A 21,392-nucleotide genomic window follows, 5' to 3' on the forward strand; every position below is an offset into this window, starting at 1 on the left:
GGGAGACAGCAGTGACCCTGTTGAACGAGTCCCGAACGCGCGGCAGACGCCTGGGAGTTGCCGCGACAGCGGCCGGGCTGCTGGCCGCGCTGCTCATGGCCGGTCCGGCGGCGGCGACCCCCGACCCGGGCGACGCCCCGGCCAAGGCCGAGCGGCTCTCGAAGAGCGCGGCGGCCGACACCCGGGCGGCGATCGTGAACGGCGACATACCCGCCCAGGACGAGGTCGTCCACTCAGACAACATCGAACATCTCGCCAACATCCCCAAGGACGTGCTGCCCGGCATCAACTCGGACCTCGCGTTCCAGGGCAAGTACGCCTTCGCGGGGAACTACGACGGCTTCCGCATCTTCGACATCAGCAACCCGAAGGCCCCGAAGACCGTCGCGCAGGTCCTGTGCCCCGGATCGCAGAACGACATCTCCGTCTCCGGTGACCTGCTCTTCCTGTCGACCGACTCGTCGCGCAGCGACAACTCCTGTGCCAGCACCACACAGCCGGCCACGGAGAAGTCCTCCTGGGAGGGCATGAAGGTCTTCGACATCAGCGACAAGAAGAACCCGAAGTACGTCGCAGCCGTCGAGACCGCCTGCGGCTCGCACACGCACACGCTGGTCCCGGAGAAGAAGAACGTCTACGTGTACGTCTCGTCGTACTCGCCGAGCGCGACGTTCCCGGACTGCCAGCCGCCGCACGACGGGATCTCGGTCATCAAGGTGCCGCGCAAGGCACCCGAGAAGGCGGCGATGGTCAACTTCCCCGTCCTGTTCCCCGGTGAGGGACCCGACGGCGGGGGCAACCCCGGCGGGCCCACCAACCCGGGCGTCTCCAAGACCACCGGCTGCCACGACATCACGGTCCTGCCCTCGAAGGACCTGGCCGCCGGTGCCTGCATGGGCGACGGCATCCTGTTCTCCATCAAGGACCCCGAGAACCCCAAGGTCATCGACCAGGTCGAGGACAACACCAACTTCGCGTTCTGGCACTCGGCGACGTTCAACCAGAAGGCCGACAAGGTCGTCTTCACGGACGAGCTGGGCGGCGGCGGGGCGGCCACCTGCAACGAGGCCGTCGGGCCGGACCGCGGCGCCGACGGCATCTACGCCATCGTCGGCAAGGGCGACCACCGCAAGCTGGTCTTCAAGAACTACTTCAAGATCCCCCGCCACCAGGCGGACACCGAGAACTGCGTGGCCCACAACGGCTCGCTGATCCCCGTCAAGGGCAAGGACATCATGGTCCAGGCCTGGTACCAGGGCGGCGTCTCGGTCTGGGACTTCACCGACTCCTCGAAGCCCAAGGAGATCGGCTACTTCGAGCGCGGTCCGCTCACCACGGACACCCTCCAGGTGGGCGGTGCCTGGTCCGCGTACTACTACAACGGCTACATCTACTCGAACGACATCGCCAAGGGCTTCGACGTCCTGAAGCTCAGCGACCGGCGCACCGACCCGGCCGAACGGGTCCGCACGGGCGAGCTGAACGTCCAGACGCAGCCGGACTACTTCGACTGAGCGCCGTTCGACCGGGACCCGGGACCTCCGGGCTCGAAGTACTGGGAGAAGTCCGGGGCACCCCCCGGGCTTCTCCCGCCGGGCGCCGCGTCGTCCGGCGGGGTTCCGAGCTCCCACGCGAGCCCGTACCGGGCGAACAGCTCCGCCCGAAGGGTCGGCAACGGCATCGGCGCCCCCGGAACCAGCGCCGCGAACACCGCCCCCATCAGCTGGGAGCGCAGCAGCGGATAGTCGCGTTCGACGCTGAGCGAGCCGTTCCGCATGACGGTGTCGCGCAGCAGCTCGGCGAGCCGCTGCTGCTCGGGGCACTGCACGAAGCCCTCGGCCTGGAGGATCCCCGCCATGTGCGTCCGCATGAGGACGGGGTGGTCGACGGCGAGGCCGAGGATCGCGTCGACGGCCCGCGCCAGCCGCTCCGGCCCGTCCTCGGTGTGCGGCTCGCGCTCCAGCGCCGCCTCCAGCGTCCGGTGCATCAGCCGGTGCACCGCGGACTGGAGCAGCTGCCGCTTGCCGGGGAAGTAGTACGACACCAGACCCCGCGCCGAACCGGCGCGGTCCGCGATGTCGCCGAGCGTCGTCGCGTCGTACCCGCGCTCCCCGACGAGCTCGACCGTCGCCTGCAGAAGCCGCTCGCGGGATCGCCGTCGCAACTCCTCGTTGACCGATGCGCTCCGCGGGGACATCCTGTTAACTCCTGCGTTGACTGGCTCACAGCCAGTATACTCAGCGCGTCCCTGTCAGAGGGCTCTTTGCGGAACCTCTGCCCAGGGCCCCTGGGCGTATCCGGCGACGCGGGGGATCGTCGGATACGCCCGGTCCCAGCGGGCGGGTGTCCGGACGGCGTCGGCGCCGTCCGGACACCCGCCCGCCGGTGGATTCCGGCCCGGCCGCCGGCGCCGGAAATTCCTGCCGGCGGCGGACTCCTCCAGGGCACACTGGCCCGATGCCGCAGCTGATCGCTCCCGACGTCCGCGTCCACGCCTCCTTCCTCGCCGCCATGGACGAGGCCCGCGCCGAGGGCCACGGCGGACCCGACGACGACTCCACGGCGGGGCTCAGCCTGCGCGTGTACGGAGACACCTGGCAGGATCCGGCGGTCTTCGCGCAGTACGTCGCCCGCATGCGGCTCACCCACGGACCGCGCAGCATCCTGCAGTACGACGTCGAGTGCACGACCCTCTGGTACGTCGACGGAGACGCCTACCTCGGCCGCCTCGCGATCCGCCACCGCCTCACCGAGGCCTGGCTGCGCGACGGGCACATCGGCTACGACGTACGGCCCGGCGCCCGTGGCCGCGGACACGCCACCGCGATGCTCCGCGCCGCTCTCCCGCTCGCCGCGCGCCTGGGCGTCGACCCTGCGCTGATCACGTGTGACACGGACAACGCAGCCTCCCGCCGCGTCATCGAGGCCTGCGGTGGAGTACGGGACGAAGGGGGCGAGGACGACGGGGTGCTGCGGTACTGGACGCCCACCGGAGCCGGATCGCACACCGGGCGAACCCTCCCTACAGTGGACAAGGGGTGACGGGCAGGCCGGCTAGGAGGCGTACCGACATGGATCAAGAGCAGATCCTGGCCCGGATCACGGCGATGGTCGACGACGAGAAGCGGCTCCGCGCGTCGCTCGCCTCCGGACAGATCGACGGGGCGACCGAGCACGAGCGCCTTGCCGCCGTGGAACGCGAACTCGACCAGTGCTGGGACCTGCTGCGCCAGCGCCGGGCCAAGACGGAGTTCGGCGAGAACCCCGACGAGGCGAGGGCCAGGCCCGAGTCCCAGGTCGAGGGCTATCAGTCGTGACAGCCCAGTCGTGACGCCCAGTAGTGACAGCCCAGGAGTGACAGCCCAGGAATGACGGGCCGGTCGTGACGTCCAGTTGTGTCGTCCAGTCGTGACGGCACACCCCGACGGCCTTGTCCTGACGGGTCACCTGTTCGCGGTGAGCCGCTCGTAGGCCGTCACGGACACGGTCACCGTCAGCGCGCCGAGCAGCCAGCCGCCGAGTACGTCCGAGGGCCAGTGCACGCCGAGCCACAGCCGTGTGAGGCCGACGCCGACGACCGACACCACCGCGAGCGTGCACGCCGTGCGCCACAGGGCGCGGCCTGCGCCGTAGCGGCGCAGCAGCCAGAGGATCAGCCCCCACACCACTGTCGCCGTCATCGCGTGCCCGGAGGGGAAGGCCGCGTAGTGCGCGGAGTCCACGGGGTCCTTCCACACGGGGCGGTCACGGCCGACGGCCGCCTTCAGGCCCTGCTGGATCAGTGTGCCCACCGCACATGTGGCGGCCACCCACAGCGCGAGCCACCAGGCGTCATGTCTCCATACAAGCCAGACGACGACCACGGCGCACAGGGCGCGCATCGCCCACGGATCCCAGAACCAGTCCGTCAGAACCCGGTTCACCCGCGTCAGTCCGGGATCGTCGACGGCCCAGCGGTGGACGGTGCGCGCCAGCTCGCCGTCCAGCGACATCAGCGGTTCCCAGCGCGTTGCCACCGCGATCAGCAGCAGCGCGCTGAGGGCGGCCAGCACCGCCGTCGCGCGCGCGAGCCGTGGGCGGGGCGGGGAGTCGACCGGTGCCGGGTGCATGGGAATGATCCTCACCCATGGACGGCGCCGGTGGCCATCAGGCGGAGCGGACGCGTCCGGCTCCGGCCGTCGGTCAGCCCAGCGCGCGCAGGCCCGGCACGAAGGTCACCAGGAGCGGCACCACCGGTACGAGGGCGGCCGCCGCGGTCAGGCGCAGACGCCGGGCCGGGGTGAGCCGCCGCGGCGGGGTCAGCAACCGGTGCACGCGCTGCGGCACATGGGCCTGCGGGGTGGGGCAGGGGCCGAACACCCCGCGGTCCTCGTTGAGTTCGACCAGGGCGAGAGCGATGGTCAGGCGTCCGAAGCGGCGCGACGCCATGTCGTCGGCGGCCAGTTCGACGAGCCGGTGCATCTCGTCGCGGAACGCGGCGAAGACCGGAACCTGAGGGAAGCCCGTGGCCAGCGCCCCCGAGCAGTGCAGCAGCCAGTCGTGCCGCCACTGTGCGTGACCCATCTCGTGCGCGAGGACCGCGTCCAGCTGACGGCCCTTGAGGCGGCGCAGGGCGGCCGTCGTGATGACCAGCTGGGGCGCGGCGCCCGGCAGCCACCAGGCGTCGGGGCGCTCGCCTTCGAGGACGACGAGTCGGTCGCTGCCCGGCTCCTCGCCCGGCAACAGCGGGGAACGCACCAGGAGTTCGGCGCGCCGCCGCCTGCGCCTGGCCCGCGATCGGAAGATCTCCCGGGCGAGCATCGCCGCGGTCCACAGCCCGCCGAGCGCGAGCGTCACGGCCAGCGTCGCCGCCCATCCGCCGGCCGCCCGCAGCGCGTACGCGTCGACGACGGCGTGCGGGGCGGACGCGAACACATGGCCGCGGACGGCCTGCCAGGCGGCGGCCGCGCTCAGCGTCATCGACAGCGCGCAGCACAGGAGGACACCGGCCACCACGCACTGCCACACCCAGAGGGCGACCACCGGCTCGCGCTCCGGCCAGTCGGCCCGCGCGAGAAGGCGGGGGGCGACGACAGCGGCGAGGGTGCCGAGCAGCAGCAGTGCTACGGGGACCGTCATGGCCTCAGCCTATGAGCCGGGGCTACCGGAGGGTACGGGCTGTCGCGTCAAGTGACGTACGCCACGGTTTTGAGCGGGCAGTTGTCCGCAATGGAGCAGTTTCCCCGGCCCGCTGTCCGGGCGGGCTCGCGAGGCACGTCCACGGCCCCGCCCGCGCGGCTACATGGTGAGCAGCATCGCGACCATCCCGATGCCCATCGAGAGACGGCAGGCCCGCGCCAGCTCCGGGCGGTCCCCCCACCCGGACACGGGCGGGCCGCCCCCGGCCGTCGCCACCGGCACCAGCCGCGCCCCCGACCACAGCACGTACCCCGCGAAATAGAGCAGGAGCAGTCCGGTCACCAGCGGTGCGCCCGCACCTCCGTGCCCGGCGTGCCCGCTCGGTGCCGCGGCCATCCCCACCGCCATGTACGCCATGGCGAACGTACCCACCAGGTGGTGCAGGTGGTGCGCGCTCGAACGGGACGCCCACAGCGCGCGCAGCGCCGCCGCCCCGAACACGAGCGCGTACAACGCCCAGGCGGCGCGCGGTGGCGTGATCACCGCGGCGGGTATCGCCATGAGCGCCATGCCGAACCCCATGAGGGCCTCGCTGCCCGCCGTGCGACGCTGCTCCTCGACCCCGCTGCGCATCCGCAGCAGGCAGTACGCCCCCGTCGCCGCGCACAGCGCGACGAGCAGCCAGGCGGCCGAGCCCGGTCCGTGCACGCGAACCTCCCCCAGTCGGACGCCGTACCGCGTCGGGGACGAGATGCCCGTGCAGGGCGGGGCGCAATCGAGCGCAGGGGAGCACTGGGAGCGTTCGGCGGTGCGACCGTGCGCGGGCGGTGCGCGGTCGGCGGCCCGCCGGTCGGGGAGCGGGTGCGGGGGCCAGGTTTGGACCAGCGGAAAGTTTGCAGGTAAAACACTTGCTAAACTTCTCTGTATGAGCAGCACGGAAACCCCGACCTCGACTTCCTCCCCGTCCCCGTCCCCGTCCAGGCCCCGGCCGGTGCGGCGGCTCCCGCTCGCGGGGGTGCTGCGCCTCAACAAGCCGTCCGACATCTGGTTCAAGCCCGCGACCAGCGTCGTCGTGTCCGCGGCGGTGCCGAATCTGACGCTGCTCGCCCTCGGCCGCCTCGACCTCGCGATGTACACGATGGCCGGGTCGCTGTGCGCTCTCTACGCCCACAACCTGCCGTACGCGGCGCGCGCCCGTGCCCTCGCCTGGGTCGTCCTCGGCATGCTCGCGAGCCTCGCCGTGGCCCTGCTCACCGCCTCGCTCACCTCGTCGGCCGCCGTGCTCGTGGCAGTCGGCGCGCTCCTCGCCGCGGCGCAGAAGACCCTGTGCGACGCGACCCGCGTCGGACCGCCCGGCCACCTGATCCTCACGTTCATCAGCTCGGCCGGCCTCTTCGCCCCGCAGACCCTGGGGCAGATACCCGGCCACCTCGCCCTGACCGTCGGCGCGGGCGCCGTGGCCTGGCTCGTCGGCATGGCCCCCGCCCTCGTGCGCCCGCACGGCCCGGAGCGGCGCGCCACCGCCCGCGCGCTGAACGCCGCCGCCGCGTACGTGAGCGCCGAGGACGGCGCGCGCGAGCGGGCCAGGGCCGGCGCTGCCGCCGCCGTGCACGCCGCCTGGCAGTCCCTCCTCGCCACCGGCGGCCGGGGCGCCGCCCGCCGTGCCCTGGAGCGCCTCGTCGTGCGCGCCGAGGTCGCCCTCGCGGCGCCCGACGACACCGACCCGGCGCTCCTGCGCGACTGGGCCGCCGGCCTGAGCGGCACGGGCCCCGTCCCGCGCGTCGGCCACGCCCACACCCATGAAAGCGACGTCGACGACGAAGTGCTCGGCATCGAGGCCGAACTCGCCTTCGGCAAGCCGTCGTTGTGGCGCAGGCTCGCCCCCGGCTCACCTCTGCTGCCGGTCGCCCTGCGCACCGCCGTCGGCTGCGCCCTCGCCGGATACGGGTCCCTCGCCCTCGGCGTCGGCCGCCCGTACTGGGCCCTGGTCACCGCCGCCTCGCTCTACCAGGCCAACGTCACCCTCACCTGGAACCGCACCGTGCAGCGCGTGGCCGGCAACCTCGCCGGAGTGCTCGTCTTCGCCGCCGTGGTGCCCCTCGCCCACGTGGGTCAGATCTTCGTCGTCCTGTTCTGCCTGCTCTTCAGCTTCGGTGCCGAGGCGTTCATCTCCCGCAACTACTGGCTCGGCAGCGTCTGCGTGACCCCCATGGCGCTGCTGATCACCGAGTTCGCCAGGACGCAGGAGGCCGGCGAGCTCATCGCGGACCGGGTCGTGGACACCCTCGTGGGGGCGCTGCTCGGCATCGTCGCCGCCGTGATCGTCACCAACCGGCGCGCCGCCGACCACATCGAGCTCGCCCTGGAGGCGACCGACCGCGCCCGCGAGGCCGCGGAGCGCACCCTCGCCGCCCCGCGTCCCGAGCCCGGCGGACTGGAGACCACGCGCCGCAGGCTCACCGCCGCCCTCGTCGAACTGCGCGCCGCCGACGACACCGCGGCCGGCGAATGGTGGCAGCGCGCCCTGCCCGAGGAGCGTGTGGTCGCCGCGGAGCAGGCCGGACACCGTACGCTCGCGGCGACGGTCCGACGCCGCACGCGGCGGACCGTCCAGGAGACCGACGAGCACAGGGGCGGCACGGACGCCCGGGAGAACACGCGAGCATGACGACACGCAACGGCAGGGCTGCGGCGGACGACACCGTCGCCGCGGTGGTGCGGCAGTGGCAGACGGTCCGCCCCGACATCGACACCGGGCCCATGGAGGTCATCGGGCGGATCAACCGCTGCGCCGCCCTCCTCCAGCAGGCCGAGGACGCGCCGCTGCGCCGCGCCGGGCTGACCCGCGCCGAGTTCGACCTGCTCGGCGCGCTGCGCCGTACCGGCCACGAACTCACCCCGGGTGACCTTTCGCGGGAGACGTTCTCTTCGGGCGCCGCCGTCACCAAGCGGCTCAAGCAGCTCCAGGAGCGCGGTCTGGTCGACCGGCGCGGCGACACCCGCGACCGGCGCGTCTCCCACCTCAGCCTGACCGGCGCCGGCCGCGAGCTGGTCGACGCGCTGCTGCCCGACCAGCTCGCGTACGAGAAGACGGTGCTGTCCGGCCTCGGCGGCGCCGGACAGGGGCAACTCAGTGTCCTTCTGGGCGAGTTGCTCGGTCAGCTCGAAGGCCGCCCGGGTGGCCCGCGCGCCTGATCCGGGGCTCGACGTGGCCCTGCCCGGATCGGCCCGGCCGTGCGCCCGGCCAGGTGGAGCCCCTGCTGGGGACCTCGGTCGGCGGCCGGCGGTAGCCGCTGGTCCGAACTGAGGACCCCGGTCGGCGGCCCGCGGTGACCGCTGGTCCGAGGGATCCTCCTCGGCAGCCGCGAGCAACCGCCTGGTCCCTGGCTCCACACGCTCGGCGTGGCACAGACCGCGGGCGCCGCGGACACCGCCGCCTCAGCAGGGGCGGACCGGATTCACCGGCTGGAAGAGATCGCCGTCGGGCGCCATGTGCCTGTCCGCGCCGGCCGGTTGCGCCGGAGCGAATTCATGATCCGACCATTGACCCGGGCGTGAACGTGGGGGCAGAGTGCGGGAAGTCAACTGGTCCGACCAGTCAGTCGGCCTGGTGGCCGACCGACGTGGCGGTGCCATGCGTTCCCGCTCGACCGCCCTGTCCCTCCCCGGGACCGACGCCGAGGCGGCGGTCGCCCTCACCCAGGAACTCGTCCGGCTGCGCCGCTCGTCCAGCTGTCCGTCCTGTCGTACGAGGGCCTGGCCCAGCTCGTGCCCGTCGTGCTGCTCTCCTTGTTCTGGCGGCGGATGACGGCGCGCGCCGGGATCTCCGGCATGCTCGCCGGGCTCGCCGTGATGACGGCGCTGTGGGCCACCGACAACGACCCGTGGCACGGGGTCAACGGTGGCATCATCGCGCTGGCCGCGAACCTCGTGGTGACGTTCGCGGTCTCCCGCGCCACACCGGCCCCGAACGCCCCGCCCCGCAACGGCCCACCGCCCCGGCCACCTCGACGGCCGGGGTGAAGGAGTCCTGATGATCGACGAGACCGCACCCGTCCTCCACCGCGCCGCCCATATCGTCAGCCAGAGCGGCGCGGGCCCCGAGCCCGAGATGATCGCCGTCGCCGACGGCCGGATCCGCGCCACCGGCACCGTCGCCGCCCTGCGCGACCGCTTCCCCGGCGCGCCCGAGACCGACCACGGTGACGCCACCCTCGTGCCCGGCCTGAACGACGCGCGCCGCGCACGCGCCGCGCCCACATCCACCTGGTGTTGACTTCCTCCCCCTCGTGAACGAGGGGGATTCCTACGGCTCGCGCAGTGGGGGTTCCTGCTTCGTCGCCGACTGCCCGCCCGGAGTTCTCCGTTGAGGTCTTGCACCGGCTCCACAGGCTGTCACCGTCAGCCCGACGGCCAGCAGGTTCTTCGCGGCGTTCACGTCCCGGTCCTGGGTCACACCACAGTTTCCGCACGTCCAAGTACGGACGCTGAGCGGCATCTTCTCCTGGAGAGCGCCGCAGGCGGAGCACAGCTTGGACGAGGGGAAAAAGCGGTCGACGGCGACCACGTCCCGCTCGTACCAGGCGGCCTTGTACTCCAGCATGGACCGGAACTCCGACCACGCCGCGTCGCTGATGGCGCGGGCCAGATTCCGGTTCTTGACCATGTTCCGCACGGTCAGGTCCTCGATCACGAGCATTTGGTTCTCACGCACGAGTCGAGTGGTCAGCTTGTGCAGATTGTCCCGGCGTCGGTCTGCGATCCGGGCGTGGATCTTGGCGACCTGGCGTCGAGCCTTGGCCCGGTTCGCCGACCCCTTCTCCTTCTTCGCCAGACGACGCTGGGCCAGCGCGAGACGGGCGCGGTCGCGACGCTCATGGCGCGGGTTGACGATCTTCTCGCCGGTGGACAGGGTCAGCAGATGGTCAAGGCCGACATCGACACCGACCGCCTTGTCGTTCGCGGGGAGCGGCTTGATGTTGGGGTCCTCGCACAGCATGGAGACGAACCAGCGCCCCGCCGCGTCCCGGGACACGGTCACCGTGGACGGCTTCGCCCCCGCCGGGAGCGGCCGCGACCAGATGATGTCCAACGGCTCGCTCATCTTCGCCAGGGTCAGCTTGCCGTCACGGAAGCGGAAACCGGACGTGGTGTATTCGGCGGACTTACGAGACTTCCTCTTCGACTTGAAGCGCGGGTACTTGGCCCGCTTGCCGAAGAAGTGAGTGAATGCCGTCTGCAAGTGGCGCAAGCACTGCTGCAGCGGGACCGAGGACACCTCGTTGAGGAACGCGAGTTCCTCGGTCTTCTTCCACGCCGTCAGCATCGCCGAGGTGGCGTTGTAGTTCACCCGCTCCTGCCGCGCCCACGCCTCGGTACGGGCCGCGAGGGCCAGATTGTAGACCTTGCGGACGCAACCGAACGTGCGCGACAGCTCGGCCGCCTGCGCATCGGTCGGATAGAAGCGGTACTTGAACGCCCGCTTCACATACGTCGTGGTCACGCTCACAAACTGGTGGAGCCGCACGTGAAGGCCCAAAACTGCGGGGCAGAGCAGGGCCTTTCGTCCCTGGTGGCGAAACCTCGCTCCCTGCCCTGCTCCGCAAGGTGTCGTCTCCTACTCCCGGCTGAAGCCGGGAGTACCCACGAAAGGACTCCGATGATGGCGGTGACATACCGGTGAACACACCGACAGTCGCGGACTTCGAGATCCCCGGCCTCGCCGAACCGGTCGAGATACTCGTCGACCGGTGGGGCGTGCCCCACCTCTACGCGGGCTCCCAGGACGACCTGTTCCTGGCACAGGGCTTCAACGCGGCCCGCGACCGTCTCTTCCAGCTCGACCTGTGGCGTCGCCGCGGACTCGGCCTGCTGTCCGAGGTGTTCGGCGGGCAGTACGTCGGGCACGACCGCGCCGCCCGCCTGTTCCTCTACCGGGGCGACATGGCCGAGGAGTGGAGCGCGTACGGCGAGGACACCGAACGGATCACCACGGCGTTCGTGAACGGCATCAACGCCTACGTGTCCCTGTGCCACCGCGACCCGTCCCGACGTCCGCCGGAATTCGCCATGTTGGGCTACGAACCGGCCCACTGGGACCCCTCGGACGTCGCCAGGATCCGCAGCCACGGCCTCCAGTACAACCTCCACGACGAGGTCGCCCGCGCCCTCACCCTGCGCGATCACGGCACCGGCGTCGAGGATCTGCGCCGGCGCCGCGAACCCGCCCCGCACCACCTCACCGTTCCCGAGGGTCTCGACCTGAGCGTCATTCCGGACGACGTCCTGCGCGTGTACGACCTCGCGACGGTCCCGCCCTGGCCGGACGCCGCCGCCCTCCAGGGCATCGACGGCTCCAACAACTGGGTGCTCGCGCCCTCCAGGACCGCCACCGGCCGTCCCATCCTCGCCAACGACCCGCACCGCGCGGTCACTCTGCCCGCCCTGCGCTACATCGCGCACCTGACCGCACCCGGCATCGACGTCATCGGCGCGGGCGAGCCCGCCCTGCCCGGCCTCTCCATCGGCCACAACGGGAACATCGCGTTCGGCTTCACGATCTTCCCGATCGACCAGGAGGACCTGTACGTCTACGAGACCGACCCCGGCAACCCGCGCGCCTACCGCTACGAAGGCCGCTGGGAAGCGATGACCCGCGTGACCGAGACCATCCCGGTCAAGGACGGGGAGCCGGCCGAGGCCGAGCTGTGGTTCACCCGGCACGGCCCCGTCATCCACGAACACCCCACGCGGGACGCCGCGTTCGCCGTGCGCGCCGCCTGGCTCGGCCCCGGCATGGCGCCCTACCTCGGCAGCACCGGCTACATGCGCGCCGAAGGGCCCGACGCGTTCGTCGCCGCGCTGCGCCGCTGGGGCGCGCCCGGCGAGAACCAGGTGTACGCGGCGCCCGACGGCACCGTCGGCTGGCGCCCCGCGGGCCGCGCCCCGGTCCGCCCGAACTGGGACGGTACCCTGCCCGTGCCCGGCGACGGCCGCTACGAATGGGACGGCTTCCTCGACGCCGACGCGCTGCCCGCCGAACGCGACCCGGACCAGGGCTGGTTCGCCACCGCCAACCAGATGAACCTGCCGCCCGGCTACCCGAACGACCGCGACACGGTCACGTACGACTGGTACGCCCCCACCCGCCACCACCGCATCGCCGAGAAGCTCGACGCGCGCACGGACTGGACCGTGGAGGACTGCGTCCGGCTCCAGACCGACACCGTCAGCCTGCCCGCGCGCCGCATCCTGCCGCTGCTCGCCGAGCTGACCGGCGACGACCCGCTGACGGCGCGGGCCATCGACCTGCTGCGGGAGTGGGACGCCGACGTCACGGCGGACTCGGCGGCCGCCGCGCTCTTCGAGATCTGGTACCGCCGTCATCTGCGCCCGGCCGTCTTCGCCGAGGCGCTCCGTGAAGTCGCCCCCGAGGCCAAACGCGCGGCGGCCCTCGCCCGGATCCTGCCGTCCGACGACCCGGCCGCCGACCCCCGTGTCGACCTGGACCTGCTCACGGGCGCGGAGACGGGCCCCGACCCCGGCACCCTGCTGGCCACCCTGTCGGCCGCGGTCGGCGAACTCTCCGCACTCCTCGGCCCCGACCCGGCCGCGTGGACCTGGGGCGCGCTCCACCACGCCCGCGTGTACCACCCGGTGACCGCGCTCCACGACGGACCGCAGCCGCCGTGGGCGTCCGTCGGTCCCGCCCCGCGCGGCGGCAGCGGGGACACGGTGGGCGTCGCGCCGTACGGACCCGACTTCCGCCAGACGACCGGCGCCACCTTCCGCCTGGTCGTCGACGTCGGCTCGTGGGACGACTCCGTGGCCATGAACTCGCCCGGCCAGTCGGGTGATCCGGACAGCGAGCACTACAGCGACCTGTTCACCACGTGGGCCGCCGACGGCTTCTTCCCGCTCCTCTACAGCCGCGAGCAGGTGGAGAAGCACACGGCGCGGACGATCACCCTGCGACCGCCCGCGCCGGTCACGGCTCAGGACCCGAACGGCAGATAGTCCACGTCGTACCCGAAGTACCGCGGCCCGGCCAGCGCCAGGCCGCCCGGCGAGGTCCACCGGGGGTCGCAGCGCGCGGCCAGCACACTGACGCGCAGCCCGTAGCGCAGCCCCTCGGTGGTCACCGGATCGCCCGACTCGCTGTCCAGGACACAGATCAGGTCGGGCGTCGTGGCGACGGTCACGCCGTCCCGCGTGGCCAGCAGGTGCTCGTTCTGGAAGTCGAGTTCGAGCACCTGCCCCGCCTCGTCGGCGATGCCCTCGACGCGGGCCCGGCCCCGCGCGAAGCCGCCCTCGGTCCGCCGGCTCACGTCGACGACCTTGCCGGTCAGCAGATGGACACCGTCGAGCATCGTGCGGGCCGCGGCCACCGGGTCGCTGTGCGCGGCCCGCGCCTCGCGCACCGCCGCGCCGAGCCGCTCGGCGAGGGTCAGCGTCGCGGGTACGAGGCCGTCGGCGAGCTGGTCGCCCCGCATGACCGTGTCGGCACACGAGATCTGGCACCCGAGCTCCACGCACACGGCGCGCGCGATCCGCTCGGCCGCGTGGTTGTCGACGGCCTCCACGATGAGCGTGTTGCCCTTGTCGTCCGCGAGCGCCATCGGCGAGTTGCTCACGCCGATCAGGCCCGGCAGCACCATCTGCGCCTCGGGGAAGGCGCGCCCCATCGCGTCGCCGTCCACGATCGGGAGGCCCGCCTCCGCGGCGCACGCGATGGGCAGCATGGAGTTGACGCCGCCGACCTCGATGGGCGCGATGTGCGTGGCGGGCCGCCCGATGTGCTTCTCCAGCGCCCGCAGGGCGGCCAGTTCCTCGCCGCCGCTCGGGACCCGCTCCAGGAGGACGGTCGGCGCCCCCATCCCCGACACCGGCACGACGGTCGCGTCCGGCGCCACCTCGTCGATGTCCACGACCCGCACCGGGCCGTGCTTGCGGATGGCCTCCCGTGCCAGGAGTTTGCCGATGTACGGGTCGCCGCCCCCGCCGGTGCCGAGGATGCCGGCGCCGCGGGCGATGTCGTCGAGGTTGTCCAGGTTGATCTCACGCATGTGCCGTCGCTCCGTGCTGCTGGGTTCCGATGCGGTGCAGGTCGAGGGCGCCGACCGCCTTGACGCGGATCCGGGTCGCGCCGCCCGGCAGATACGCGAGTGGCACCTCCTCGATGTCCACGACGTGTACGGTGCCGGGCCGCGCGCCCGCGTCCTCGGCCCGGCCCACGGCTTCGTCGCGCGCCTCGGCGAGCACCGAGTCCCTGCGCCCTTCGGGGATGTGGAAGACCCGGTCTACCTCGCCGCCGACCTGCGCGATGGCCGCGCCGACCGCGTTCGCGACGCCGAAGTTGCCGGGCCGTCGTACGTCGTCGAAGCCGGGCAGTGACTCGGGCACCAGGATCGAACCGCCGCCCACGGCCACCACGGGCAGCGGGTCGGCCGAGGTCCGCATCCGGTCGACGCTCTCCGCGAGCCGGTCGGCGATCCGGTCCAGGGCGCGCGCCACGAAGTCCTCGTCGAGGTGTGCGACCCGCGCCGCGTCCCCGACGTCCGCGCGGCCGGCCGCCACGGCCAGGTCCGTTGCCGTCAGTGTCGAGCCGCCGAAGACGAGCGCCTCCTCCGTCAGCCGGTAGCCGACCGACCGCGGCCCGGTCTCCCCGTCCGGCGAGACCAGCGAACCGCCGCCGATGCCCAGCGAAAGGACGTCAGGGATACGGAAGTTGGTGCGGATGCCCGCCGCCTCGCTCTCGCCCGCGGCCTCCCGCGGGAAGCCGCCGGCGAGGATCCCCACGTCGGCCGTCGTGCCGCCCACATCGACCACCGCGCAGTCCCCGAGTCCGGACAGGAAGGCCGCGCCGCGCATGGAGTTGGTGGGGCCCGACGCGAACGTCGCCACCGGATACGTACGGGCGAAGTCCACGTCCATCAGCGTCCCGTCGTTCTGCGACAGGAAGAACGGCGCCGTGATCGACACCTCCGCGAGCGCCTTGCCGAACGACTCGACGATGACCGTCGCCAGGTCCCGCAGCGCCGCGTTGATGATCGTGGCGTTCTCGCGGGCGAGCAGGCCGATCCGGCCGAGCTCGTGCGAGAGCGAGAAGTGCACGCCGTCGCCCAGCTCGCCGCGCAGGATCTCCGCGGCGAGCCGCTCGTCGTCCTCGGCCACCGGTGAGAAGACCGAGGAGACGGCCACGGATCCGATCCCGCGTGCGGCGATGTCCGCAGCGGTCCGCTTCAGTTCGTCCGGGTCGAGCGGCGACAGCACCCGGCCGTCGAACTCGCGGCCGCCGTGGCACAGGTAGCCGTGCCCGCCGACCGCGGCCCGCTGCCGGTCGGGCCAGTCCGTCATCGGCGGCAGGGCCGCCGTCGCCGGCAGGCCGAGGCGCACGGCGGCGACGGGCGCCAGCCGGGCGCCCTCGATGAGGGCGTTGAGGAAGTGGGTCGTGCCGATCATCACCGCGGTGATGGACTCGACGGGCGGGTCGAGGGCCCGGACCGCGGCCGTGACCCCGGACGTGATGTCCGGCGTCGTCGGCGACTTGGCCGCCGCGAGGACCCGGTCGTCGTCCCCGAGGAGGGCGGCGTCGGTATTGGTTCCTCCGACGTCGATGCCGATGCGCATGTGGTGACTTCCTTCGTGCGTACGTGGACGGTGCGTCCGTGGATCGGTACGGGATTCAGTGGGTGGGGGTGGGCAGGGGACCGGCCGCGCCGGACTCGGCCTCGATCTGGGCCGCAGGGCGGGCGGGCTGGGTGAAGGGCAGCTCACGGACGCCGCGCACGAGGCCGAGCCTGCCGAGGACCACGTAGCCGAGGCCCGCGAGGATCAGTGAGTTGAGCGCCGGGATGCCCCACCACGCGTAGTGGTCGCTGAACCAGCCGACCAATGAGGAGGCGGTCCACAGGGCGACCGTGGCCGGCACCCAGCTCGGCTCGCTCTCCGGAAGCCGGCCCAAGGCCCGGGAGGCGTCGAGCTGGGGCCGCCACGTCTTGACCACGAAATACTCGGCGACCATGATCCCGGCGATCGGCGGGGTGAGGACGCCCAGGACCGTCAGGAAGTCCGTGAAGTGGTCCAGGATCCCGGCCGCCGCGGCGAGGCTGCCGAACACACCGATGCCGACGGTCGTCCCGACCCGGCCGAGGCGCACCTTGAACACGGTCTCCACGGCACTGATGAGACCGAGCGCGGACGAGTACAGGTTCCAGTTGTTGATCTTCACGGTGGCCGACACCAGGACGATCACGCCGACCACGCCCGAGCTGGACGTGATGATCGCGATCAGGTCGGAGGACTTCACGGCGTAGGCGAGGAGCACCCCGGCGAGGCCGAGGACGTACTCGCCGAGGGAGATCCCGACCAGGGTCTGCTTGACGACGTCGCCGGTGGTGCGGTTGAAGCGCGTCATGTCGGGTGTGGTGACGGCGCCGACGATGTACGAGCCCGCGACGATCGTCGCCCCCGTCGCGATGGAGATGTGCGCGCCGAACGGCGGCGACGCGACCAGGTCGGTGAAGCTGTGCCGGGAGATCTGCACGGTCATCGCCCACCCGGCGAGTCCCAGGAACAGGGGGACGGTCACGAACGCCGTCCAGCCCATGGCCCGGAATCCGCGCAGCACCAGGGCGGTGACCGCGAGCCCGCAGATCAGGGACCAGGCCCACAGCGGGAGGGACGGCATGATCGACTGGAGACCGGCCGCGAACACCGCGGTCTGCACCCCGAACCAGCCGAACAGGCTGACCGCGATGACGAGCCCGATGAGCGTCGAGCCGTACCGCCCGAACCCGGTCCAGCGCACCAGCATCGAGGTCGCGAGGCCCTCGCGCATCCCGGCGATGCCGACGAAGATGCAGACGACCTCAAGGATCACCGAGCCGAGCGTGATCGCCCAGAAGGCGCCCCAGAAGGAGAGCCCGGCGCCGAGCGTCGCGCCGAGGAGGAACTGTGTGAGGTCGGAGAGCGAGCCGAAGCGCTGCACGGCTACGTTGAACCAGGAGTAGCGGGCCGCGAGCGGCACCCGCTCCAGGGGGTAGTCCTCGTCGGTCTGGTCAGCTGTTGGAGCGTCGGACGACTTGGGCATGGGGACGGTCCTCGCGTCGAAGAGGGATGGGCGGAATCACGGCAGGGCGAAGCTGAACTGCCGTGCGGGGAAAGGGTGTTGATCAGGTCAGAGCGGTAGTGGCGGCCCGAAGGCCCTGGCCCTCAGGAGCAGCGCGCCCGGCAGGTAGGGCACGGTGAGATCCGGTTCGAGGAGCGTGCGCACACGACGGGGATCCGCCCCGGCGCGCACGGCCCCGGCCCGGGCCAGGTCGCGCACCTCGTCCCGTACGGCGTCGAGACGCCGGCCGGGACCGGCCCGCACGATGCGCTCGTGGTGGCCGCCCACCGGGCTCGCGGCCGCGCCGAACGCGCCCGCGACGCCGCCGTGTTCGGGCCGTACGACATCGCATCCGGCAAGCGCGCGGCCGGGCACCGCGGCCGCGCCACCGCCGACCAGGACGACGGGGAGCCGGCCGGCGGCCGACTGCATGCGGTCCACCGCCTCCGCCAGGTCGCGGTGTGCCGCGGCGCCGACGGTGAGCAGTTCGGGGACGCGCAGGCTGACGGGTACGCCGCCGATGCGCCCTCCGGGTCCGGCCTCCTGGGGATAGCCGGCGGTCAACGCGCCGACTCGGGCCCGGCGTTCGCCGATGTCCGCGACGACGGCGTCCCGTACGCCGCCGAGCAGCCCCGCGCCACGGATCGTGCACGCCGGGCCGGAGCCGAGGCTCAGGCCGGGCTGGCGGCGCAGGTAGTCCAGGCTCATCAGGGTGCCGTCGTGCCGGGTCACGAGCACGGCGGCGCCCGGCGCGAGCCCGAGCAGGGGGAGCGCGGCCGTCAGTTCGCCGGCGACGCGCGTCACCAGGAGGCACAGCGCGGCGTCGAGGACCGTCGCGTTCTCGCGCCGCAGCAGCCCGAGCGAGCCGATCTCGCCCGACAGGACCACCGGCACGTCGGCGCCCGCCTCGGCCCGCAGGATCTCGGCGGCCTCCCGCTCCTGCGTCCCGTCGGCGGGCGCGAACACGGCGCTGACCGCGAACGCCTCGGCCCGGCCCGCGAGTTCGGCCCCGAAGCGGGCCACGGCGTCCCGGTCGAGCGGGGCCCCGTCGTGCGGGCCGAGCCCACCGCCACCGGCCACGTTCGCGGTGCCGGCGCACACGGCGTCGCGCAGCTCGGCCGGCCAGCCGAACAGCGGCCGTACGGTGTCGGCGGCCTCGCCCCCGATGCGCAGCACCCCCACATGGGCGAGGCCCGCGCGCTCCGCCAGGGCCCGGTCGGCGATCCGCAGCCCCACGGCGAGCTGCGTGGCGCGCGCCCGCGGCTCGCGGGGCAGCGCCTCGACAGCGGCGACGAGCGAACCGACGGCGTCGCCGGGCAGAGACGGCACCTTCACCGACCGGACCGCCCGACCGCCGCCCGTACCGTCCCCGTCCAGCAGGACGGCATCCGTGCTGGTGGGGCCCACATCCACACCGATGATCATGGCGTGGCCCCCCTCGCCGGCCCGTGCACCCCGAACGCGGCGGGCGCGGCGCTAGACAGACGGGCCTCCGTGTGCCGGACCGGTGCGGAGGGCGGCGCGGCAAGCCGCGTCGGCGGTCGGTGCGTGAGCCGCTTCGTCGGGGTGGCCCAGCGGGACTGCTCGTCGGTGCTGGTGATCACGGCGTGACCTCCCTCGTCAGCCCGTGCACCCCGAACGCGGCGGGGCCGGCGAGGCGCAGGCCGGCCTCCGAGTACCAGATCGGCGCCGACGCAAGGGTGACGAGGCGCACCCGCAGCCCGTACCTGACCTCTTCCACAGGCACCGCCCAGCCCGTCCGCACGTCGACAAGAGCGATCACGTCGGGCACCAGCGCCAGCGCCCTGCCGTCCTCGACCGCCGCGACGAACTCGCTGCGGGCCTCGATCCGTACGAGGCGTCCCGCGTCGGCGCCGGTGCCCTCCAGGAGCACGCGTGTCGCGTCCTCGCCGGTCCGCCGTACGGACGACACCTTGCCGGTCAGGACCGGCGGGGTCCCCTCGCCGCGCCCGACGTCGACGGCCCGCGTCACCGAGCCCGCGACCGCGTGCCGGGCGGCCTGCCCGGCCGTCAGCGGGTACTCGGACGACGCGGCGTGCCCGCCGAACGTCGCGACCACGGCCCGCGCCAGTTCCTCCAGCCAAGGGCCGTCGACATGGTCGAGGACGACGGTGCGGCCGTACTCGTCCGCGAGCACGGTCGGGCCCGGCCGGAGCCCGGCCAGTTCGAGGACGTTCTGGTCCATGCGCGGGAACGCCCGGCCCATGGCGTCGGCGTCGAGCAACGGCAGCCCCAGCCGGGCCGCCCAGGCGACGGCCGTGCAGCCGTTGAGCCCGCCGATCTCAGAGATGAGGACGGCGGCGACCGGCACGCCGTGCAGCGCCTCGACGCGCTCCCGCATCCGTGCGGGCTCGCCCCGGCTGCCGATGCGCTCCTCGGCGACGGCGGGCGAGCCGATCAGACCGACCGGCATGACGAACGCGTCCTCAGGCAGCTCGCCGGCCGCCACGACCTCTACGGGCCCGCACTCCTCGATGGCCTGCTCGGCCACGGGGCACGTCACGGCGGCGGGGCCACCGCCGCCTCCCGAACCCAGGACGGCACAGCCCCGCGCGAAGTCGGCGAGCACTTCGGCGTCCATCTGCATACGGCTCAGAGTACGAGCCCGCACGCGCCCACCAATGGGCCGGAAGCACACACCTTGGCAGCACGATGTGCCTCCAGCACAATGGCCGTATGCCGCGCCTCGTCGACCTGCTCAGCGCACCCGGCCTCGACACGCTCCGCCCGCTCGCGGGCCCTCTCGACGCCACCGAGGTCACCGGCATCCGCCTGGAACCCCGCGCCGACGGACTCGCGGCCGTCCCCGCGGGCACGGTCGCCGTGCTCCTCGCGCCCTTGCCGGACCACCTCCTCGACGTGGCCGTGCGGGATGCCGCGGCGGCCGGCGCCGCGGCGCTCGTCCTTCCGGGCGGTGAACAGGCGGCGGGTGACATCGCCGTACACGCTCTCGCGGAGCGCGGCCGGATCGCCGTCCTGACCACGGACGGAGACCTCGCGGCCCTGGTCGTGGCCGTCGACCGCGCCGTCGCGGGAGACTCCGCCGACGCCCTAGCCCGGATCGGGGCAGCCGCCCGCGAACTGCCCTCCGCCGCGGGCGACCCGGAACGGGCCGCCGCGATTGCCGCCCGCCTGCTCGGCACACCCGTCGAGCGCCGCGCCGCCGGCCCCGGGGAGGAGGGCGCATCGGCCGCCGGACCCGACGGCGAGGTGCGCCTCGCCGCGGCCGCACAGCCCGGTCACCCGGGCACCGCCGTCCGCTCCGTCCTGGCGCTGGCCGCGCTCACGGCGGCGGGCGGCGGACACGGCGACGTCCCCGTGCGCTCCCGCGGCCACCTCCTCGCCGAACTCCTCGTCGCCCCGCAGGACCAGACCGCCCGCGTGGCCGCCCGCGGCCGGACCATCGGCCTCCCCGTCGACGGCCGCCACATCGCCCTGCGGATCGAAGCCGCGGCGCTGCCCGCCGCGGACCGCTACCGGCTCCTCGACACCGTCCTGCCCAGGACACTGACCGATGTACGTCAGCACGCCGACGGCCACGTCCCCGACGGCGTCCACTGGAACGCCGCCCTCGTCGACGACGCGCTCGTCCTGCTCGGCACCTGGCCCACCGACCCCGGCGCCCCGGGCCGCCGCACGGCGCTCGCCCTGGCCCGCCGCGCCGTCGACCGGCTGCGCCGACTGCACCCCGAGGCGGACCTGCGCGGCGGCGTCGGCGCCCCGCACCGCGGCCCCCTCGGCATCCGCACCTCGGCCCGTGAGGCCAGGGCCGCCCTCCTCAAGCCCACCGTCGACACCGCCCCCGTCACGGCGCACGACGCCGCGGGCCTCGACCGCATGCTCCTGGAGTGGTACGCCTCGGACACCGCTCGCGAAGCCGTGGACGAACTCCTCGCGCCCGTCACGGAGTTGGGCCCGGACCGCGCCGACCCGCTGCTGCGCACGCTGCAGGCCTACCTCGACCACAACAACTCGCCGGCCCGCTCCGCCGAGGAGCTCCATCTGCACCGCAACGCGGTCGGCGCCCGCATCCGCCGCATCACGGACCTCACGGGCGCCGACCTCACCGATCCCGAAACCAGGCTGGCCCTCCAACTGGCCTGCCGCGCACGCCTGTCGGCCCCGCCGGGCCCTGCGTGACCTC

At 73.1% G+C, this 21,392-nt stretch carries 20 protein-coding genes; 9 read left to right on the forward strand and 11 right to left on the reverse strand.

Annotated features, from left to right (window positions below):
• Nucleotides 1-11: 11 nt before the first annotated feature.
• On the forward strand, nucleotides 12-1,514 hold the full coding sequence (locus tag OHO83_RS38620) for an LVIVD repeat-containing protein (protein WP_330280548.1): 1,503 nt from the start codon (nucleotides 12-14) through the stop codon (nucleotides 1,512-1,514).
• On the opposite strand, the gene OHO83_RS38625 is transcribed toward OHO83_RS38620, so the two are convergent.
• Nucleotides 1,502-2,197, reverse strand: a complete 696-nt coding sequence (locus tag OHO83_RS38625; RefSeq protein WP_266667471.1) for a TetR/AcrR family transcriptional regulator — start codon at nucleotides 2,195-2,197, stop codon at nucleotides 1,502-1,504. The genes OHO83_RS38620 and OHO83_RS38625 overlap by 13 nt on opposite strands.
• A 260-nt stretch (nucleotides 2,198-2,457) precedes the next feature.
• Here OHO83_RS38625 and OHO83_RS38630 point away from each other — a divergent pair, with 260 nt between their 5' ends.
• Nucleotides 2,458-3,042, forward strand: coding sequence for a GNAT family N-acetyltransferase (locus tag OHO83_RS38630; RefSeq protein ID WP_266667469.1), 585 nt, complete (start codon nucleotides 2,458-2,460; stop codon nucleotides 3,040-3,042).
• 29 nt (nucleotides 3,043-3,071) lie between these two features.
• Complete coding sequence (locus OHO83_RS38635) at nucleotides 3,072-3,317, forward strand: DUF2630 family protein (protein WP_266667468.1); 246 nt, start codon at nucleotides 3,072-3,074, stop codon at nucleotides 3,315-3,317.
• Between the two features lie 126 nt (nucleotides 3,318-3,443).
• On the opposite strand, the gene OHO83_RS38640 is transcribed toward OHO83_RS38635, so the two are convergent.
• The 3 genes from OHO83_RS38640 to OHO83_RS38650 form a co-directional block, all read right to left on the reverse strand.
• Nucleotides 3,444-4,109: a phosphatase PAP2 family protein gene (locus tag OHO83_RS38640; protein ID WP_266667467.1), complete on the reverse strand. Its 666-nt coding sequence runs from the start codon at nucleotides 4,107-4,109 to the stop codon at nucleotides 3,444-3,446.
• 73 nt (nucleotides 4,110-4,182) lie between these two features.
• Complete coding sequence (locus OHO83_RS38645) at nucleotides 4,183-5,118, reverse strand: M56 family metallopeptidase (RefSeq protein ID WP_266567386.1); 936 nt, start codon at nucleotides 5,116-5,118, stop codon at nucleotides 4,183-4,185.
• Nucleotides 5,119-5,277: 159 nt separating this feature from the next.
• On the reverse strand, nucleotides 5,278-5,826 hold the full coding sequence (locus tag OHO83_RS38650; protein WP_266667466.1) for a DUF5134 domain-containing protein: 549 nt from the start codon (nucleotides 5,824-5,826) through the stop codon (nucleotides 5,278-5,280).
• A gap of 217 nt (nucleotides 5,827-6,043) precedes the next feature.
• On the opposite strand from OHO83_RS38650, the gene OHO83_RS38655 reads away from it, so the two are divergent.
• The 4 genes from OHO83_RS38655 to OHO83_RS38670 all read left to right on the forward strand — a co-directional run bounded on the left by OHO83_RS38655 (nucleotide 6,044) and on the right by OHO83_RS38670 (nucleotide 9,394).
• Entirely contained in the window at nucleotides 6,044-7,786 is a 1,743-nt protein-coding gene (locus OHO83_RS38655; protein ID WP_330280549.1) for an FUSC family protein, read from the forward strand.
• Nucleotides 7,783-8,313, forward strand: coding sequence for a MarR family winged helix-turn-helix transcriptional regulator (locus tag OHO83_RS38660; protein WP_266667463.1), 531 nt, complete (start codon nucleotides 7,783-7,785; stop codon nucleotides 8,311-8,313). The genes OHO83_RS38655 and OHO83_RS38660 overlap by 4 nt, the downstream gene beginning before the upstream one ends.
• 573 nt (nucleotides 8,314-8,886) lie before the next feature.
• A complete protein-coding gene (locus OHO83_RS38665) occupies nucleotides 8,887-9,141 on the forward strand; it encodes a hypothetical protein (RefSeq protein ID WP_329436348.1) in 255 nt (84 codons plus the stop codon).
• A gap of 10 nt (nucleotides 9,142-9,151) precedes the next feature.
• On the forward strand, nucleotides 9,152-9,394 hold the full coding sequence (locus OHO83_RS38670; protein ID WP_329436350.1) for an imidazolonepropionase-like domain-containing protein: 243 nt from the start codon (nucleotides 9,152-9,154) through the stop codon (nucleotides 9,392-9,394).
• A 30-nt stretch (nucleotides 9,395-9,424) separates the two neighbouring features.
• On the opposite strand, the gene OHO83_RS38675 is transcribed toward OHO83_RS38670, so the two are convergent.
• Complete coding sequence (locus OHO83_RS38675; RefSeq protein ID WP_330280550.1) at nucleotides 9,425-10,621, reverse strand: RNA-guided endonuclease InsQ/TnpB family protein; 1,197 nt, start codon at nucleotides 10,619-10,621, stop codon at nucleotides 9,425-9,427.
• A gap of 176 nt (nucleotides 10,622-10,797) precedes the next feature.
• On the opposite strand from OHO83_RS38675, the gene OHO83_RS38680 reads away from it, so the two are divergent.
• Entirely contained in the window at nucleotides 10,798-13,134 is a 2,337-nt protein-coding gene (locus tag OHO83_RS38680) for a penicillin acylase family protein (RefSeq protein ID WP_330280551.1), read from the forward strand.
• On the opposite strand, the gene OHO83_RS38685 is transcribed toward OHO83_RS38680, so the two are convergent.
• The 6 genes from OHO83_RS38685 to OHO83_RS38710 all read right to left on the reverse strand — a co-directional run bounded on the left by OHO83_RS38685 (nucleotide 13,113) and on the right by OHO83_RS38710 (nucleotide 19,835).
• Nucleotides 13,113-14,183, reverse strand: coding sequence for a DUF917 domain-containing protein (locus OHO83_RS38685; RefSeq protein WP_266667453.1), 1,071 nt, complete (start codon nucleotides 14,181-14,183; stop codon nucleotides 13,113-13,115). The genes OHO83_RS38680 and OHO83_RS38685 overlap by 22 nt on opposite strands.
• A complete protein-coding gene (locus tag OHO83_RS38690; RefSeq protein WP_329436352.1) occupies nucleotides 14,176-15,747 on the reverse strand; it encodes a hydantoinase/oxoprolinase family protein in 1,572 nt (523 codons plus the stop codon). Before OHO83_RS38690 ends, OHO83_RS38685 begins: the two co-directional genes overlap by 8 nt.
• A 55-nt stretch (nucleotides 15,748-15,802) precedes the next feature.
• Nucleotides 15,803-17,209 (reverse strand): purine-cytosine permease family protein, encoded by a 1,407-nt coding sequence (locus OHO83_RS38695; RefSeq protein ID WP_266667451.1) that lies wholly within the window; start codon nucleotides 17,207-17,209, stop codon nucleotides 15,803-15,805.
• A gap of 87 nt (nucleotides 17,210-17,296) precedes the next feature.
• Nucleotides 17,297-18,652, reverse strand: coding sequence for a hydantoinase/oxoprolinase N-terminal domain-containing protein (locus OHO83_RS38700; protein WP_330280552.1), 1,356 nt, complete (start codon nucleotides 18,650-18,652; stop codon nucleotides 17,297-17,299).
• Nucleotides 18,649-18,831: a hypothetical protein gene (locus tag OHO83_RS38705; RefSeq protein ID WP_330280553.1), complete on the reverse strand. Its 183-nt coding sequence runs from the start codon at nucleotides 18,829-18,831 to the stop codon at nucleotides 18,649-18,651. Before OHO83_RS38705 ends, OHO83_RS38700 begins: the two co-directional genes overlap by 4 nt.
• Entirely contained in the window at nucleotides 18,828-19,835 is a 1,008-nt protein-coding gene (locus OHO83_RS38710) for a DUF917 domain-containing protein (protein ID WP_329436353.1), read from the reverse strand. The genes OHO83_RS38705 and OHO83_RS38710 overlap by 4 nt, the downstream gene beginning before the upstream one ends.
• Nucleotides 19,836-19,924: 89 nt before the next feature.
• Here OHO83_RS38710 and OHO83_RS38715 point away from each other — a divergent pair, with 89 nt between their 5' ends.
• Nucleotides 19,925-21,388: a PucR family transcriptional regulator gene (locus OHO83_RS38715; RefSeq protein WP_330280554.1), complete on the forward strand. Its 1,464-nt coding sequence runs from the start codon at nucleotides 19,925-19,927 to the stop codon at nucleotides 21,386-21,388.
• The last annotated feature ends 4 nt before the right edge of the window (nucleotides 21,389-21,392 follow it).

The organism is Streptomyces sp. NBC_00569 (genome assembly GCF_036345255.1).
Classification (GTDB): Bacteria; Actinomycetota; Actinomycetes; order Streptomycetales; family Streptomycetaceae; genus Streptomyces.

What these genes read in the sequence shown, in the direction of transcription:
- OHO83_RS38695 (WP_266667451.1), bottom strand. Translation starts at nt 17,209, where the DNA reads ATGCCCAAGTCGTCCGACGCTCCAACAGCTGACCAGACCGACGAGGAC.
- OHO83_RS38685 (WP_266667453.1), bottom strand. Translation starts at nt 14,183, where the DNA reads ATGCGTGAGATCAACCTGGACAACCTCGACGACATCGCCCGCGGCGCC.
- OHO83_RS38700 (WP_330280552.1), bottom strand. Translation starts at nt 18,652, where the DNA reads ATGATCATCGGTGTGGATGTGGGCCCCACCAGCACGGATGCCGTCCTG.
- OHO83_RS38625 (WP_266667471.1), bottom strand. Translation starts at nt 2,197, where the DNA reads ATGTCCCCGCGGAGCGCATCGGTCAACGAGGAGTTGCGACGGCGATCC.
- OHO83_RS38690 (WP_329436352.1), bottom strand. Translation starts at nt 15,747, where the DNA reads ATGCGCATCGGCATCGACGTCGGAGGAACCAATACCGACGCCGCCCTC.
- OHO83_RS38715 (WP_330280554.1), top strand. Translation starts at nt 19,925, where the DNA reads ATGCCGCGCCTCGTCGACCTGCTCAGCGCACCCGGCCTCGACACGCTC.
- OHO83_RS38635 (WP_266667468.1), top strand. Translation starts at nt 3,072, where the DNA reads ATGGATCAAGAGCAGATCCTGGCCCGGATCACGGCGATGGTCGACGAC.
- OHO83_RS38655 (WP_330280549.1), top strand. Translation starts at nt 6,044, where the DNA reads ATGAGCAGCACGGAAACCCCGACCTCGACTTCCTCCCCGTCCCCGTCC.
- OHO83_RS38710 (WP_329436353.1), bottom strand. Translation starts at nt 19,835, where the DNA reads ATGCAGATGGACGCCGAAGTGCTCGCCGACTTCGCGCGGGGCTGTGCC.
- OHO83_RS38670 (WP_329436350.1), top strand. Translation starts at nt 9,152, where the DNA reads ATGATCGACGAGACCGCACCCGTCCTCCACCGCGCCGCCCATATCGTC.
- OHO83_RS38630 (WP_266667469.1), top strand. Translation starts at nt 2,458, where the DNA reads ATGCCGCAGCTGATCGCTCCCGACGTCCGCGTCCACGCCTCCTTCCTC.
- OHO83_RS38640 (WP_266667467.1), bottom strand. Translation starts at nt 4,109, where the DNA reads ATGCACCCGGCACCGGTCGACTCCCCGCCCCGCCCACGGCTCGCGCGC.
- OHO83_RS38645 (WP_266567386.1), bottom strand. Translation starts at nt 5,118, where the DNA reads ATGACGGTCCCCGTAGCACTGCTGCTGCTCGGCACCCTCGCCGCTGTC.
- OHO83_RS38660 (WP_266667463.1), top strand. Translation starts at nt 7,783, where the DNA reads ATGACGACACGCAACGGCAGGGCTGCGGCGGACGACACCGTCGCCGCG.